Below are 13,873 nucleotides of genomic sequence, written 5' to 3'. Positions count from 1 at the left end.
GCATCAAGGAGGCCCGCGAACAGGCCATCCAGCACACCCGCCTCCGCCTGGCCCGCCGGTTCGCCGCCGAGCGCCGCGACCTCATGCAGGAGCTCATCGACCAGGGCGTCTCCCAGGCCGACATCGCGCGTGAACTCGGCGTCACCAGTCAGGCGGTTCAGAAGATGCTGGCCTGCCGACCCTCGCCGGTCTCCCTGTCGTCAGCTGCTCACCGACGAGCGGCAGCCGACCGCCGAGGGCGAAGAGGGCAGGCGGGTCCACCTCCAGATCGAACTCGGTGGCACCCGGCGCGAGACCGTCCGCGTCCGTTGGCAGGGCCCATGCCTCGTGGATTCCGTTGCGGAGTCGCGCCATCCGCTCTCCCCCGGGTACGGATTCCCGTCCTGCTCCGTACGGCGGTCCTCGTGGCTCTCCCGGGCCCTCAGCGCCCGGCCCGGCGGGCGAGGAGCATCGTGGGGGCGGCGGCCACGCGGGTGAGGATGACCGTCGTCTCGTTCTTTCCCTTGAGCTTCAACTTCCGCCGGAACTCCTCCGGTTCCACCGCCGAACCGCGTTTCTTCACCGTGAGGATGCCGACCTCCCGTTCCCGCAGCAGTGCCTTGAGGCGCTTGAGGTTGAAGGGGAGGACATCGGTGATCTCGTACGCCGTCGCGAAGGGGGTTTCCCGCAGTTCGTCGGCGGTCACGTACGCGATCGTCTCGTCGATCAGGCCACCGCCCGGAAGGTCCTCGGCCGCTTCGGCGACGAGGTGGGCGCGGATGACGGCGCCGTCCGGTTCGTACAGGTAGCGGCCGGGCGGGCGCACCGCCGGGTCGGGCAGGCCGCGGGAGGCGAGCGTCGCGCCCGACGGCAGGAGGGTCGCGCGGCGGCAGGAGGCGGGCGCGTCCGGCGTGTGCCAGAGCACGGCTTCCTTCACGTCGCCGTCGTGCGAGATCCACTCGGCCTCGAAGTCCGCCGGGACCAGTTCGTGCGGAATGCCGGGGGCGATCTTGATCGCGCCGAGGCCCGTACGCCGTACCGCTTCGATCGCCCAGGACAGCGGCGGGGAGTACGCCTCGGGGTCGAAGATCCTGCCCGAGCCGCGCCGCCGCGCCGGGTCGACGAACAGTGCCCGCGTGCCCGTCAGGTCGTACGTCGTGACGTCGGCGCGCACCACGGTCGCGGGCGGTCCGGCCGGTGCCAGCGCATGGATGTTGGCGGCGGCGATCTCGCAGGTCAGCGGATCCAGGTCGACGCCGGTGACGGTGATGCCCGCCCGGACGAGCTCCACCGCGTCGCCGCCGATCCCGCAGCACAGGTCGGTCACCCGCGTCGCGCCGAGCGCGCGGAAGCGGGCCGCGCGGTGGGCGGCGACGACGGTACGGGTGGCCTGTTCGACACCGTTCGGCGTGAAGTACATCCGGTACGCGTCCTCGGCGCCGAACTTCGCCACGGCCCGCTGCCGGAGCCGTGCCTGTCCGAGTACCGCCGACACCAGTTCGGCGGGGTGGTCGCGGCGCAGGCGGGTGGCGAGGGCCAGTTCCCGCGCCGGGTCGTGGTCGCGCAACTCCGCGAGCAGGGCCTGGCCCTCGGGGGTGAGCAGGGGGGCGAGGCTGGGCGGGGGTTCTTCGGTCACCGGCCCATTGTCGTCGGGCGGCGGCCGGTGTCGGCCAGGCGGGGGACCGCGACCGCCCGGCGGCGGTGTCTGCGGTCGGACGGCGCCCGGCGCTGACAGGATGCGACGCCATGCGACTAGTACGACAAACAGAACAATTGCTCCGTAGTGCTGACGGGCATCCGCGTCCGGGTACGGGTCAGGACGCGGTTCCGGATCCGGTTCACCACCCGGCCCAGGTTCGCGTCCAGGATCCGGCGGGCCGGGTTCCACGCCGGGGCCGGCGGCGAGAACGGGAGAGACGCTCGGGGGAGGCGGGCCGCTCCGGACGGGGAGGCGGGCGGCCGGGGCGCGTCGTCGTCTCGGCGCTCCTCGCTGCCTCGGTCGCCGCCGTCGCCGCGCTCTCCTCCGGCTGCTCGGCGGGCGACACCGGGCTCGGTGCCGAGGCGGGGAAGGCCGGCGCGCCCCGCCTCGCCGGTGCGGCGGGGATCGCCGCCTCCCCGTCCGCGTCCGGGACGGGCGCTCCCTCGGGCACGGCTTCCCCGTCCGGGACCTCCGGATCGGTCGCCGCGCCGGCGTCCCCGTCCTCGTCGCCGTCGGGGTCGCCGTCGGGGTCGCCGTCCGCCTCCGCGTCCCCGACCACCTCCGTGTCCCCGGCCACCTCGGGGTCCCCGGGCAGGGCCGCCACGGGGTCCCCGTCCCGGGCCGCCTCGCCGGGCTCCGCGGGCCCCTCCCACACGTCCGGCAGCCGGCCGTCCGCGGACCCCTCGCACCACCCCGGGGCCAGGGCCTCGCACCACCCCGCCGCGAAGCCCGCGCACGGGCCGGCGGCCGAGCCCGCCCCCGGTGCCGCCGCCGCGCGCCCGGGGCGGCACCCGGCCGAGGCCGCCGGCGGACTGTCCTCGTACGCCGCACGCCTGAAGGCCACCGCCGCTGCCCGGCTCGCGACCGCGAGGACATGGGGCCTGGCCGCGGCGCCGCTGATTCCGCCTCCGCCGCCCGCCGTCAAGCCGGTCATCCCCACGCGCAAGGGATTCGAGGCGGAGGGCGGTGACCCGGGCCTCCCGCCCGTGTTCACGCGCATCCCCACCAAGGACAAGATCGTCTTCATCACGATCGACGACGGCTCGGAGAAGGAGCCGCAGTTCATCAGGATGATGTCGGCGCTGCACGTCCCGTACAGCGCCTTCCTCAGCGATTACCTGATCAGCGACGACTACGGCTACTTCACCCAGGTGCAGGCCTCGGGCGTCACCCTCAGCAACCACACCCTGACCCACCCGTACCTCCCGGGTCTGACCTACGCGCAGCAGAAGCACGAGATCTGCGACCAGCAGGACAAGCTCGCGAGGGAGTACGGCAAGCGGCCGACCCTCTTCCGCCCGCCGTACGGCAACTACAACGGCGACACCCTGCGCATCGCCAGATCCTGTGGGATCAAGGCGTTCCCGCTGTGGGAGACCGAGGCGTTCCCGACCCACATGGACTGGCGGGACGAGGCCCAGCACTTCGAGCCGGGCGACATCATCCTCACGCACTTCCAGGGCCTCTCGGAGTGGAACGCCACGATGGTGGAGAACATCCGGAACCTGCTCAAGCGGATCACGGACCAGGGCTACGCCGTCGCCCGGCTGGAGGACTACGTCTGAGGGTCCGGCCGGCTCCGCCCGGGGGCCCGGTGGCGGGTCGCCGGATCGCCATCACCGGGTCGCCGAGCGGTCGGGTGGCCGGGTGGCTGGCGACCCGGGTGACCGCCGCGCCGCGCCGCCGGGCCTTCGGTACGGGCGTCAACGGCCCGTGGCGGCGGGCTCCGCCGCGCCGGGCGGGCCGGTTCCCGGCGCCTGACCGGGCCCGCTGTCCGGAGCCGTCCGGCGGCAGGCGCCGGGCCCGCCTCCCCGCCTACGGTGGAAGGCGGAAGGAGTGATTCCTCATGGGTACCGAGCGCGACGACCGGACCGAACTGTTCTCGAAGCTGGAGGATCCGGCCACGCAAGGCGAGTTCTTCGCCCGGGTCTCCGACGACGTGCACTGGACGGTGATGGGTACCCATCCGCTCGGCGGCACGTACTTCAGCAAGAAGGCGTTCACGGACGCGACCTTCGAGCGCCTGTCCCGCGTGATGAAGGAAGGCGTGCGGCTGAAGCTCCAGCGGCTCCACCTCGACGGTGACACCACGATCGTCGAACTGCTCGCGACCTCGACCATGAGCGACGGGGCGCCCTTCGACAACGAGTACTGCTGGATCTGCCGGTTCGACGGTGCGGGGCCGGGGGCGACCATCGTGGAGGTGCACGCCTACCTGGACTCGGCGATGGTCGCGTACGCCGTCTCGCACAACGAGAAGGCCTGAACCCGCAGCCCCGCAGCCCCGCAGCCCCGCAGCCCCGCGGTCGCGGACCCCCGGGGTACCGGATCCCCGCAGTACCGGATCTCCCCAGTGCCGGACCCCCGCGCCCTCGTCCGCGTGCGTGCCGTTGTGCGCCGCCCCCGCACGGCCTCCTCCGACCCTCGGCTCCCGCGGCTGCCCCGCCGGGGTCCGCCGGACGGAAGTTCGGGCCCCGTTTCACGGGCACGGCGTCGACCGCTCGCGGCGGGTACGGCATACGGTGTCACGAGAGCCGTGATCCTGGCCCGGATCATGTCCGTCCCTGGCCGCGCCCCCCGCGCGATCACCGGACGCACACCCCGATCCGGCGCCCGGACCCCCGCTTCGCGCCCTCTCGCGCGACGCCGCGACTCACGCCGACTGGCACTCCGCTTGACCGAGTGCTAATCGCGGCCATAGTCTCGGCTCTGGCACTCAGCAAGTGAGAGTGCCAGAACGCGCGACGGGCAGGTCCGGCACCCGCGACGACGGATCCACCTGGTCGCCACCCTCAGACAGTCAACCCCGTGAGATCACCGAAGGGGGAGGTCGGATCGTGACGACCGCCAGCACCAAGGTTGCCATCAAGCCGCTTGAGGACCGCATTGTGGTCCAGCCGCTCGACGCCGAACAGACCACGGCCTCTGGCCTGGTCATCCCGGACACTGCCAAGGAGAAGCCCCAGGAGGGCGTCGTCCTTGCTGTCGGTCCGGGCCGTTTCGAGAACGGCGAGCGCCTGCCGCTCGACGTTTCCGTCGGCGATGTCGTTCTGTACAGCAAGTACGGCGGCACCGAGGTGAAGTACAGCGGCGAGGAATACCTCGTCCTCTCGGCTCGCGACGTACTCGCGATCATCGAGAAGTAATTCACCCCAGAAACGCTTTTCCGACCTGCGCCCCTGGCCTCCCTGCGTACGCCGGGCGGACAGGGGCGCAGGTCGTCTGAGAGGACACGGAAGCTCCCATGGCGAAGATCCTGAAGTTCGACGAGGACGCCCGTCGCGCCCTCGAGCGCGGCGTCAACAAGCTTGCCGACACGGTGAAGGTGACGATCGGCCCCAAGGGCCGCAACGTCGTCATCGACAAGAAGTTCGGCGCCCCCACCATCACCAACGACGGCGTCACCATCGCGCGCGAGGTCGAGGTCGACGACCCGTTCGAGAACCTCGGCGCCCAGCTCGTGAAGGAGGTGGCGACCAAGACCAACGACATCGCGGGTGACGGCACCACCACCGCCACGGTGCTCGCCCAGGCGCTGGTCCGCGAGGGCCTGCGCAACGTGGCCGCGGGCGCCTCCCCGGCCGCCCTCAAGCGCGGTATCGACGCCGCCGTCGCCGCGATCTCCAAGGACCTCCTGGAGACCGCGCGCCCCATCGACGACAAGTCCGACATCGCCGCCGTGGCCGCGCTCTCCGCGCAGGACCAGCAGGTCGGCGAGCTCATCGCCGAGGCGATGGACAAGGTCGGCAAGGACGGTGTCATCACCGTCGAGGAGTCCAACACCTTCGGCCTGGAGCTCGACTTCACCGAGGGCATGGCCTTCGACAAGGGCTACCTGTCCCCGTACATGGTGACCGACCAGGAGCGTATGGAGGCCGTCCTCGACGACCCGTACATCCTGATCAACCAGGGCAAGATCGCTTCCATCCAGGACCTGCTGCCGCTGCTGGAGAAGGTCATCCAGGCGGGTGGCTCCAGGCCGCTGCTGATCATCGCCGAGGACGTCGAGGGCGAAGCCCTGTCGACCCTGGTCGTCAACAAGATCCGCGGCACGTTCAACGCGGTGGCCGTCAAGGCCCCCGGTTTCGGTGACCGCCGCAAGGCCATGCTCGGCGACATCGCCACCCTCACGGGCGCGACCGTCATCGCCGAGGAGGTCGGCCTCAAGCTCGACCAGGCTGGTCTGGACGTGCTGGGCTCCGCCCGCCGTGTCACCGTCACCAAGGACGACACGACCATCGTCGACGGTGGCGGCAACAGCGGTGACGTGGCCGGCCGCGTCAACCAGATCAAGGCCGAGATCGAGACCACGGACTCCGACTGGGACCGCGAGAAGCTCCAGGAGCGTCTCGCGAAGCTGGCCGGCGGCGTGTGCGTGATCTCCGTCGGTGCCGCCACCGAGGTGGAGCTGAAGGAGAAGAAGCACCGTCTGGAGGACGCCATCTCCGCGACCCGCGCCGCGGTCGAGGAGGGCATCGTCTCCGGTGGTGGCTCCGCCCTGGTCCACTCGGCCAAGGTGCTGGAGGACAGCCTCGGCAAGGAGGGCGACGAGGCGACCGGTGTCGCGGTCGTCCGCCGTGCCGTCGTCGAGCCGCTGCGCTGGATCGCCGAGAACGCGGGCCTTGAGGGCTACGTCATCACCTCCAAGGTGTCGGAGCTCGACAAGGGTCACGGCTTCAACGCCGCGACCGGCGACTACGTCGACCTGGTCAAGGCCGGCGTCATCGACCCGGTCAAGGTGACGCGCTCCGCCCTGGAGAACGCCGCGTCCATCGCGTCGCTGCTGCTCACGACCGAGACCCTGGTCGTCGAGAAGCCGGCCGAGGACGAAGAGCCCGCGGCCGGCGGCCACGGTCACTCGCACTGACGCACGGGCCGACCGCGTGACGCGCTGACGCGCCGCGCGCGACGCCGAACGGGCGAGGCCCGGCACCCCCCTGTGGGAGGTGCCGGGCCTCGCCCGTTCACGTGGTCCCCGGGCGCCGGGGCCGTGCGCGCCGTGCCGGCAGGTGTCCCGCGCGCCGCCGTGGCGATGTTGCCCCGGGCGGGCCGACGGGGCGCGGTGCCTCCCCCCGAAGGCGGCACCGGGCCCCGCGTCCACCCCTGGCGCGCCGCGTGAGTCACGCGGAGAGGTGCAGCGCGGCAGGGAGTACGGGTTCGGCGAAGGGCTCGCCCTTCGTGAAGCGCTCGATCTCGTCCAGTGCGTGATCGGCCATGCGGTGGGTCTCGTTGCCGAGCGAGCCCGCCACATGCGGGGTGAGCAGCACGTTCGGCAGGTCGTACAGCGGTGACCCGGGCGGCGGCAGTTCGGGCTCGGTCACGTCGAGCACCGCGTGCAGGCGGCCCGAGACCAGCTCGGGCAGCAGCGCGTCCTCGTCGATCAGCGACCCGCGTGAGGTGTTGACGAGGGTCGATCCGTCCGCCATCGCCGCCAGCTGGGACGCCCCGATCAGGTGGTGCGTGGCGGGCAGTTGGGGCGCGTGCACGGAGAGGACCGAGCTGCGCGCGCAGAGCTCGTCCAGCGCTACGGAGGTGACGCCGAGCGCGGCGGCCTCGGCCGCGTCAACGTACGGGTCGTACAGCAGGACCCGCAGGTCGAACGGGCGCAGCAGGTCGATGACCCGGCGTCCGATCCGGGACGCGCCGACGATGCCCACCGTACGGCGGTAGTTGCCGGCGTCGGTCAGGGCACCGTGCCAGTCGTGCGCGGCGCGCAGTTCCCGGTAGCCGCGCGCCGACGCGAGGACCCGCTTGCCGGCGAACAGGATCGCGGCGAGCGTGTACTCGGCCACCGGCAGCGCGTTGGCCGCGGCGGCGGAGCTGACGGCGATGCCGCGTTCCCAGCACGCGTCGGTGATGTGGTGCTTGACGGTGCCCGCGGCGTGCACGACCGCCCGCAGCCGGGGCGCCGCGGCCAGCACGGACGCCGTGATCGGTGGCACGCCCCAGCACGTCAGCAGCACCTCGGCCTCGGCGAGCGCGGCGGCCACGGCCGGCCCGGGCGCCGTGAGATCGCCGGCGATCAGGTCGGGATCGGTGCGCACGAGCCCGGTCAGCCGGTCCCGGTGGGCCGCGGTGAACAGCCGGTCCGCGACCCCCGGGGCCATCGCGAGCAGCGCGGCGGGGCGATTGTCAGTGGCGTCGTGCATGGTGGGACTCGTACTCCTCGGACGGGTGGTGCCGGGTGGGTGTGCCGGGCCCGGACGGCGGCCGGACGGGGGCCGTCGACCGGGCCCGCTCCGGTCATTTGACGCTGCCCGCCGTCAGCCCAGCCTTCCAGTGCCGTTGCAGGGTGATGAAGGCGACGATCAGGGGGAGGACGGCCAGCAGCGAGCCCGACACGACCATCGGGTAGAAGTCGGGCGTCGCGTTGGCGTTGCTGTGCCAGTTGTAGAGGCCGAGGCTCAGCGGATAGAGGTTCTTGTTCGACAGCATCACGAGGGGGAGGAAGAAGTTGTTCCAGATCGCGGTGAACTGGAAGAGGAAGACGGTCACGAAACCGGGCATGACCATGCGCAGCCCGATCGACCAGAAGACCCGCATCTCGCCCGCGCCGTCGATCCGCGCGGCCTCCAGCGCCTCGTCCGGTATGTATCCGGCGCTGAAGATACGGGAGAGGTAGACCCCGAAGGGGTTGACCAGGACGGGGATCAGCACCGACCAGTACGTGTTGACGGTGTGCGTCGTGACCGCGAGCAGGTAGAGCGGCAGGGACAGTGCCGTCGACGGCAGCAGCACGCCGAGCAGGACGACGGCGAACAGCTTCTCCTTGCCCCGGAAGCGGTACTTGTCGAAGGCGTAGCCCGCCGCCACGCTGACGAGCGAGCAGCCGAGCGCGCCGAGACCCGCGTAGAGCAGTGAATTGCCGTACCAGCGGAAGTAGATGCCGCCGTCGTAGCTCGCGAGGGTCGACAGGTTGTGGCCGAAGTCGAAGCCCTCGAAGGAGAAGACGTTGCCGCCGAGGATGTTGCCGGCGTCCTTGGTCGCGGCTGTGACCAGCCAGACCAGCGGGAAGAGGGTGTATGCGGCGGCGATGGCGAGCAGCCCGTTGACGGCGGTGCGCGACAGCCAGCGGTTGCCGCCCGGCCTGTGGCCCGCGGGGGCGGCGGCGCGCTCGCCACGCCCGGAGGCGCGCTGGTCGGCCGGGTCGACGATGAGCGACGTGGTCATGCCCGTGCTCCCTTCCGGTTGGCGATGCGGGTGACGCCGAAGGACAGCACGGCGGCGATCAGGGCGATGAGGACGGACGCGGCGGCGGCCCGCCCGTAGTCGTTGAGCTGGAACGCCTCGGTGTAGGCGTACATGTTGGGGGTCCACGCGCTGGTGATGGACGACCCGGAGTTCGACAGCAGCAGCGGTTCGGTGAACAGCTGGAGCGAGCCGATGACCGTGAACAGGAGCACCAGGAAGACCGAGGAGCGGATGAGCGGGAGCTTGATGCCGAACGCCAGGCGCCAGTTGCCCGCGCCGTCGACGGCGGCGGCCTCCAGCAGTGAGCGGTCCACGGCCTGCAGGGAGGCGTAGAAGATCACCACGTTGTAGCCGAGCCATTCCCACACCGCGATGTTGACCACCGAGGGCAGCGCGCCGTTGGAGGAGAACAGGTCCAGTCCGATGCCGCCCGAGTGCAACGCGCTGACGACCGGACTGAGGCCCGGTGTGTAGAGGTACACCCAGATGAGCGCCGCGATCAGGCCGGGGATGGCGTGCGGCAGGAACAGCGCGAGCTGGAAGAAGCGCCGGGCGCGGGCTATCGCGGTGTCCAGCAGCAAGGCGACGGCGAGCGCCCCGCCGACCATGATCGGGATGTAGAACAGCACATACCCGCCGAGCTCCCAGAAGCCGTGCCGGAACGCGGCGTCGCCGAGGGTGTCGACGTAGTTGCCCAGGCCGTCGAAGACGTTGCGCGGGCCGCTGAAGCCGAGCCCGGAGAGCTTCTGTGTGAACAGGCTCAGCCAGATCGCGTAGCCGACGGGGATCAGCATCGCGACGGTGAACAGGACGAAGAAGGGCGTGAGCAGCATGCCGGCCGCCATGCCGGTGCGGTCCGGACCGCGGCGCGCCGTGAGGCGCCCGCCCACCGCGGAGCCCCGCGGGTCGCGGCCGGCCGGACCGGCCGCGACCACGGCGACGCCTGACGGGGCCCCTTCGCCGGTGCTGCCGCCTCCGGCGTCGTGGGTGCCCGTGCCGGTATCGCTGCCGGTGCTGCCGCTGCCGCTGCCGGTACCGGTCCGGCCTCGGCCGCCCGTGCTGCCGGTGCCTGTCTGACCGCTCATGAGGCGTCCTCGACCTTCAGACCGCTCTTGCGCAGGGCGGCCACGGTGGCGCTCTGGGTGGTGGTGATGGCGCGGGGCAGCGTCGTGCTGCCGCCGACGACCCCGTGCAACTGGTCCCTCAGGGTGTTGTTCGCGGCGGCGGTCGGGCCCCACAGCCAGTCCGGGTCGATGGTCGCGCCGGCCTTCTCGTACAGGCCGTAGAGGTCCTGGCCGCCGTAGAAGCTCGTGTCGATGGCCTTGCGGGCGACGGGCACGAGGGCGGGCGCGGCCGGGAGCGCGGTGGAGGTACTGGCGCTGACGCGCGCCCGCACGGAGTCCTTGGACGTGGCCATCCAGAGGATGAACGTCATCGCGGCGGCGGTCTTCTTGCTGTTCTTGGAGACCGCGAACGTGGAGCCCTGACTCATCCCGACGCTCGGGTGGGCCGCGTCCCAGCTGGGCATCCGCATCGCCGCCCACTTGCCCTTCTCCTCGGGCACGATCCCGGCGAGCGTGCCGGCGCCCCAGGAGGCGCCCAGGTAGCCGACGGTGGTGCCCGCCTTGAGGGACGCGGTCCACTCGGGGCTGTACGACGGCGCGGTGCTGATCAGGTGGGCATCGATCAGGCCCTGCCAGTACGTCGCGACCTTGCGCGTGGCCGGGTCGGTCGTGTCCACCCGCCAGGCCCCGTTCTTCGTGGTGAACCACGAGGCGCCCGCCTGCCAGGCCATCGTCTGGAAGAACGTCGGGTCGTCGGGGAAGAAGGTGGCGATCCGGGTGTCGGGTGCGGCCTTCTTCACCTCCTCGGCGGCCGTGCGGAACTCGGCCCAGGTCTTCGGCAGCGCGATGTGGTGCTGCGTGAAGAAGTCCTTGCGGTAGTAGAAGATCTGCGGCGAGGCGTCCGAGGGTACTGCCCAGTTCCTGCCGCCCATCGTCGTCAACTGGACGGTCTGCGGCAGGAACTGCTTCTTGACCGCGGGCGTCATGTACCGGCTGATGTCCTGCAGCGAGCCCTGGCTCACGAACTGGGCGAGCGAGGGGTACTCGATGGAGAGCACGTCGGGCGCGATGCCCGCCTTCACCGCGTTGGCGATCTTCGGGTAGCCGCCGAGTCCGCCGGAGGGGATCTCCTCGAACTTGACCTTGATCGTGTCGTGCGTGGCGTTGAACTCGTCCGCGACCTGCTGCGAACCCTTGGTCCAGGCCCAGAAGGTGACGGTGACGGGATGCGCCCTGGTGCCTTCGGCGGGGGCCTGCGCCGCACCGCCGCACGCCGCGATCACGGCGAGCGAGACGAACGCGGCGGCGGCTCCCACGGCTGTTCGTAGGGGCCGGGACCAACTGCGGCTCACGGCGCTGCTCCTCTTCGTCGGGGACGGACGGTCGCGGTGATACTTCGATCCGCCGTGAGCGAAGTCAAGAGCGAAAGATTGATTGATCGAAAAATGATCGAAGAAGGGGGTGTGGCGCGGGAACGATCACGCGTAACCGGCCCGCCCGGAGCCGACACGGAGCCGACACGGAGCCGACACGGGGCCGGGCGCGGGTCGGGCGCGGAACGGCCGCGGAGAGGTGGGGTCGCGGCTGGCGGGAGAGCGGGAGAGCGGGAGAGCGGGAGAGCAGGGCGGCGGGTCAGGCGGTCGTGGCGGGCTGCCCGTACGGCGTGCCCGCCGCGGCGCCGCACGACTCCCGCACCCGCAGCGCCGGCAGCAGTTCCAGATGGCGGCGAGGCGCGTCCCGGCCCGCCTCGCCCGCCGTCAGCCGCTCCACCAGTAGCTCGGCCGCGCTGCGCCCGACGGCCTGCTTGGGCGGGGCGACGGCCGTCAGCGGCGTGTCGGCGAGCGCCGCGACCTCGTCGTCGTACGTGACGAGTGCGAGGTCACCGGGGACCTTGACGCCCAACTCGGCCAGCCGGCGCACCATGCGCGTGGCGTCCTCGTCGTTGTGCATGAGCGCGGCCGTGGCCCGCCCCTCCCGTACGAGCCCGAGGAGCGTGCGGGCGGCGGCCTCGAAACCCCCGGGTCCCGGCGCGGGGGGTGCCGACTGAAGTACGGGGACGCTCGCGTCGAGCCCGAGCGCGGCCAGCGCCTGCGTGTAACCGAGCCGCACGGCCTGCGCGGTGGGGCTGTCCGAGCGCGCGAGGAGCACCGGCGTGCCGTGCCCGAGCCGCACCAGGTGGCGCACCGCGATCAGCACGCCGTGCGCGTGGTCCGAGCTGACCCGGTCCATGCCGTCGAGCGGACCGCCCGGCTCGCCCGTACGTTCCACGAGCACGGTGTCCACGGGCAGCCGGGCGATCCAGTCGGCGTACCGGGCCGGGTGTTCGGGCCGGGTCCAGCTCGGCGCGACGAGCAGGCCCTCGGCGCCGGCGGCGAGCAGTCCCGCCGCATGGGACGCGTCGTCCTCGGGGCGGTAGTCGGAGACCCGCAGGATCAGCCGGGCGCCGAGTCGCGCGGCCGCCTCGTGGGCGCCCCGGATGATGTCCGCGAAGTAGTAGCCGGCGGCCGGCGCGAGCATGCCGATCACCGGGCTGCCCCCGCCGGGCGCCGTACCGGAGGGGCCCCGCCGCTGTGGCCACGACACCGCGCCGTGCACCCGGTCCAGCAGCCCCCGGGCTGCCAGTGCCTCGGCGTCGCGGCGTGCCGTCACCGGCGACACCGCGAGCTGGACGGCAAGGTCGGCGACGCGGACCGTACCGCGCTCGCGCACCAGGTTCAGCAGTCGGTCGTGGCGTTCTGCGGCCCCTTCACGCACGGCGGCGTCTCTCCCTATGTCCCTCGATCGGGTACGCCGATCGGATGCGTCGATCGAACCGAGGCATGGTTCGATCATTCGATCACTGTAATCGAGGGAGGCGCGGCCGGACACGGCACCCGGGCGCCGGTCGCAGGAGGAGGCCCGGCCGGCAGGAGGAGCCCCGGCGTCGGAGGAGCCCCGGCAGGAGGAGTCCCGGCAGGAGGAGCCCCGGCGGCGGGGGCGGGCCCGCTCGTCAGTCGGCGGTCGTCCCGCCGCCCGCGCCCGGACCACGGCTGCCGCCGGCGTCACCGCCGCCGCTGCCCTCGTTGTCGTCGGCCAGGTCCCGTGGCCCGTACTTGCGCCCGGCCCTGGAGGAGATGCCGCCGAGCAGACCGCGCGGTGCGAGCTTCGCCGCGCCCATCAGCGCCTTGTAGCGGGGGTCCGGGATGGAGAGCGACTTGCCGCGTGCCAGGTCCGCGAGCGCGGCCACCACGAGTTTGTCCGCGTCCAGCCACATCCAGCCGGGGATGTTGTCCGTTCCCAGCCCCGCGCGCTCGTGGAACTCCGTCCGTACGAACCCGGGGCACAGCGCCATCATCCGTACGCCGGAGCCCGCGACGTCGCGGGCCACGCCCTGGGTGAACTGGACGACCCATGCCTTCGAAGCCCCGTAGGTGCCGCGGGGCACGAAGGCGGCGACGGACGCGACATTGACGACGGCGCCGCGTCCGCGCGCCCGCATGGAGGTGACGGCCGCAGAGGTGAGCCGGAGTACCGCCTCGCAGTGCACCTTCAGCATGGCGAGTTCGTCGCCGAGCGGGACGTCGAGGAACTTCCCCTTCGCCCCGAACCCCGCGTTGTTGACGAGCAGATCGACGGGGTGTCTGGCGTCGGAGAGCCGCTTCTCGACGGCCTCGATGCCACCGTCCCTCGACAGGTCCGCGGAGAGCACCTCGGCCTCGATGCCGTGGCGGTCGTGGAGCTCCGTGGCGTAGTCGCGCAGCCGCTCCACATCCCGGGCCACGAGGACGAGATTGTGCCCGTCCGTGGCCAGCCGTCGCGCGAACGCGGCGCCGATCCCGGCGGTCGCGCCCGTAATCAAAGCAGTCGTCATAGGCGCACGGTAGCGCCTGTTCCTGACGGCCGGATCAGGTGCCGGGTGAGGTGTTCGTGCAGGTACTCCCCGGGGGTTCCCCCACCTTCC

General features: G+C 72.0%; 11 protein-coding genes and 1 pseudogene. 4 read left to right on the top strand and 8 right to left on the bottom strand.

Translation table 11 applies throughout. The annotated features are described in order from the left end of the window. Positions 1-421: 421 nt before the first annotated feature. Together OG310_RS13445 and OG310_RS13440 are read right to left on the bottom strand one after the other, a co-directional pair. A complete protein-coding gene (locus OG310_RS13445) occupies positions 422-1,615 on the bottom strand; it encodes a class I SAM-dependent methyltransferase (protein WP_329456121.1) in 1,194 nt (397 codons plus the stop codon). Positions 1,616-1,817: 202 nt separating this feature from the next. Then, positions 1,818-2,255 carry a hypothetical protein gene (locus OG310_RS13440; protein ID WP_329456120.1) on the bottom strand — a complete coding sequence of 146 codons (438 nt, stop codon included), beginning with the start codon at positions 2,253-2,255 and terminating at the stop codon, positions 1,818-1,820. Here OG310_RS13440 and OG310_RS13435 point away from each other — a divergent pair. From OG310_RS13435 to groL, 4 genes are all read left to right on the top strand, one after another. After that, on the top strand, positions 2,242-3,243 hold the full coding sequence (locus tag OG310_RS13435) for a polysaccharide deacetylase family protein (RefSeq protein ID WP_443078632.1): 1,002 nt from the start codon (positions 2,242-2,244) through the stop codon (positions 3,241-3,243). The two genes, OG310_RS13440 and OG310_RS13435, sit on opposite strands and share 14 nt — an antisense overlap. A 281-nt stretch (positions 3,244-3,524) precedes the next feature. Next, a complete protein-coding gene (locus tag OG310_RS13430) occupies positions 3,525-3,944 on the top strand; it encodes a nuclear transport factor 2 family protein (protein WP_329456119.1) in 420 nt (139 codons plus the stop codon). Between the two features lie 571 nt (positions 3,945-4,515). Further along, positions 4,516-4,824 (top strand): co-chaperone GroES, encoded by a 309-nt coding sequence (groES, locus tag OG310_RS13425; protein ID WP_023539274.1) that lies wholly within the window; start codon positions 4,516-4,518, stop codon positions 4,822-4,824. A 98-nt stretch (positions 4,825-4,922) separates the two neighbouring features. Then, the gene (gene groL, locus OG310_RS13420; RefSeq protein WP_329456118.1) at positions 4,923-6,545 is read left to right on the top strand and encodes a chaperonin GroEL; all 1,623 of its coding nucleotides are present in this window, start codon (positions 4,923-4,925) and stop codon (positions 6,543-6,545) included. Between the two features lie 253 nt (positions 6,546-6,798). On the opposite strand, the gene OG310_RS13415 is transcribed toward groL, so the two are convergent. The 6 genes and pseudogenes from OG310_RS13415 to OG310_RS13390 form a co-directional block, all read right to left on the bottom strand. Further along, entirely contained in the window at positions 6,799-7,827 is a 1,029-nt protein-coding gene (locus OG310_RS13415; RefSeq protein WP_329456117.1) for a hydroxyacid dehydrogenase, read from the bottom strand. 94 nt (positions 7,828-7,921) lie between these two features. Next, a complete protein-coding gene (locus OG310_RS13410; RefSeq protein ID WP_329456116.1) occupies positions 7,922-8,848 on the bottom strand; it encodes a carbohydrate ABC transporter permease in 927 nt (308 codons plus the stop codon). Further along, positions 8,845-9,714, bottom strand: coding sequence for a carbohydrate ABC transporter permease (locus OG310_RS13405; RefSeq protein ID WP_329460165.1), 870 nt, complete (start codon positions 9,712-9,714; stop codon positions 8,845-8,847). Before OG310_RS13405 ends, OG310_RS13410 begins: the two co-directional genes overlap by 4 nt. Positions 9,715-9,950: 236 nt before the next feature. Then, on the bottom strand, positions 9,951-11,285 hold the full coding sequence (locus tag OG310_RS13400) for an ABC transporter substrate-binding protein (RefSeq protein ID WP_329456115.1): 1,335 nt from the start codon (positions 11,283-11,285) through the stop codon (positions 9,951-9,953). 280 nt (positions 11,286-11,565) lie between these two features. Continuing rightward, on the bottom strand, positions 11,566-12,687 hold the full coding sequence (locus tag OG310_RS13395) for a substrate-binding domain-containing protein (protein WP_329456114.1): 1,122 nt from the start codon (positions 12,685-12,687) through the stop codon (positions 11,566-11,568). Between the two features lie 325 nt (positions 12,688-13,012). Beyond that, positions 13,013-13,783: pseudogene (locus OG310_RS13390) on the bottom strand (SDR family NAD(P)-dependent oxidoreductase); the annotation flags it as partial. Positions 13,784-13,873 lie beyond the last annotated feature (90 nt).

This window comes from Streptomyces sp. NBC_01497 (assembly GCF_036250695.1).
Taxonomy (GTDB): domain Bacteria; phylum Actinomycetota; class Actinomycetes; order Streptomycetales; family Streptomycetaceae; genus Streptomyces.
The sequence above is the reverse complement of the archived record's forward strand: the minus strand, read 5'-3'. Positions and strand labels throughout refer to the sequence as shown.

What these genes read in the sequence shown, in the direction of transcription:
- OG310_RS13430 (WP_329456119.1), top strand. Translation starts at nt 3,525, where the DNA reads ATGGGTACCGAGCGCGACGACCGGACCGAACTGTTCTCGAAGCTGGAG.
- groL (WP_329456118.1), top strand. Translation starts at nt 4,923, where the DNA reads ATGGCGAAGATCCTGAAGTTCGACGAGGACGCCCGTCGCGCCCTCGAG.
- OG310_RS13415 (WP_329456117.1), bottom strand. Translation starts at nt 7,827, where the DNA reads ATGCACGACGCCACTGACAATCGCCCCGCCGCGCTGCTCGCGATGGCC.
- OG310_RS13410 (WP_329456116.1), bottom strand. Translation starts at nt 8,848, where the DNA reads ATGACCACGTCGCTCATCGTCGACCCGGCCGACCAGCGCGCCTCCGGG.
- OG310_RS13405 (WP_329460165.1), bottom strand. Translation starts at nt 9,714, where the DNA reads ATGGCGGCCGGCATGCTGCTCACGCCCTTCTTCGTCCTGTTCACCGTC.